This window comes from Pseudomonadota bacterium, from assembly GCA_010028905.1.
GTDB lineage: Bacteria > Vulcanimicrobiota > Xenobia > RGZZ01 > RGZZ01 > RGZZ01.
The window spans coordinates 1-1170 of the sequence record RGZZ01000886.1; the positions used below are offsets into that span (position 1 = coordinate 1).

Genomic DNA, 1170 nt, shown 5'->3' on the forward strand with positions numbered 1-1170 from the left:
CGGACGATGACCCGCGCGCCCTGCTCGGATGCGGGCGCGGAATCGTAGGGGACCTGGCTGCGCAGGTCGTACCGTCCGACGACGGAGGATGACGAACCCGAAGACGGGCCCGCGCTTTGCTGCGCGCGGCCGCGGCTGATGCTCGGCCCCAGGAATCGCAGAAGGGCCAGCGCCACGACAACCGCCACGCTGTAGAGCTGGAGGCGACGCCCCGGCGCCACTGTCTTGAGAAGCCCTTTCGCTGGCACCGGGCTTCCCGCCACGGGGGTGAGCTTGGGTCTCTGGGAGGTGTTCTGCCGCTGCGCGGCGGCGTTGCGACGGCCCACGGTCTTGCTCCTCCTCGAAGTGATTGCCATGCCGGGGGGCGAAATTCGGGCACAGTATAGCACCCGCGTCTGCGGCGCACAAGTAGGCAGATGCTCGATTCTGCGGTGATGCCCCCCTTCGCGCGCGTCGTCTCAGCGGAGGTAGCGCCGCTTCAAGGTCTCCTCGTCGCGCTGCAGGGCCTCCGCATCGCTCTGCATCTGGCCGGCGCGAGCGCTCATGGCGGTGAGACCGGACATGTCACCGCTGCTGATGCCCTGCTTCAAGGCGCGCAGCGTGCGCGTGCTCTCGGCCGTCAGGGCCATTGCGCGGGTGTGGAACTGGGCACACGGGGCGGGCGGGTGCAGGCCGCGCATCTTTCGCTCTGCCGTCTCGGCGTTGCGGATCATGGCGTCGAGCTGGTGCGTGTCGCCATTGACAGCCCCCTGCAGCATCTCGTTGGCGAGGGCGGTCGGGTCGCCGCCGAGACTTCCGGGGGCGACGTCGTCCACCTGGTGGAAGTACGCCTGGACCTGCGCGCGAAGGGCCGGATCGGGGGAGGCTCCGCCCCCATGTCCGCTGCTCCGCGGGGCATCCGCAGCGCCGTCGTCTGTTGCGCGCACGGACGTGTGCACGGCAGGCGAACGCTCGTTCTCGGAGGGCGGGCCTGAAGGGCGGCGCAGGGATGTCTGCACCCAACAGCGCCGGGGGCCGCACGGCGGCTGGTACACGCCGAGCTTTTGACCTAATCGCGGCAAGTTCTTTGGGCGTGCCTTCAGAAAACTCGTCAACCAGCGCGTCAATCTTTGTGTCCAAATCCGTGTTTGTCAGATCAGGCAACTCAGGCATCCGCTTGGCCAACTCATC

2 protein-coding genes are annotated in these 1170 nt (G+C 68.3%); both read right to left on the reverse strand.

Annotated features, from left to right (window positions below; all coding sequences use genetic code 11):
• On the reverse strand, positions 1-326 hold a 326-nt coding region (locus EB084_26125; GenBank protein NDD31742.1), incomplete at its 3' end, for a hypothetical protein.
• A 132-nt stretch (positions 327-458) separates the two neighbouring features.
• Positions 459-938 carry a hypothetical protein gene (locus EB084_26130; GenBank protein ID NDD31743.1) on the reverse strand — a complete coding sequence of 160 codons (480 nt, stop codon included), beginning with the start codon at positions 936-938 and terminating at the stop codon, positions 459-461.
• Between the last annotated feature and the right edge of the window lie 232 nt (positions 939-1170).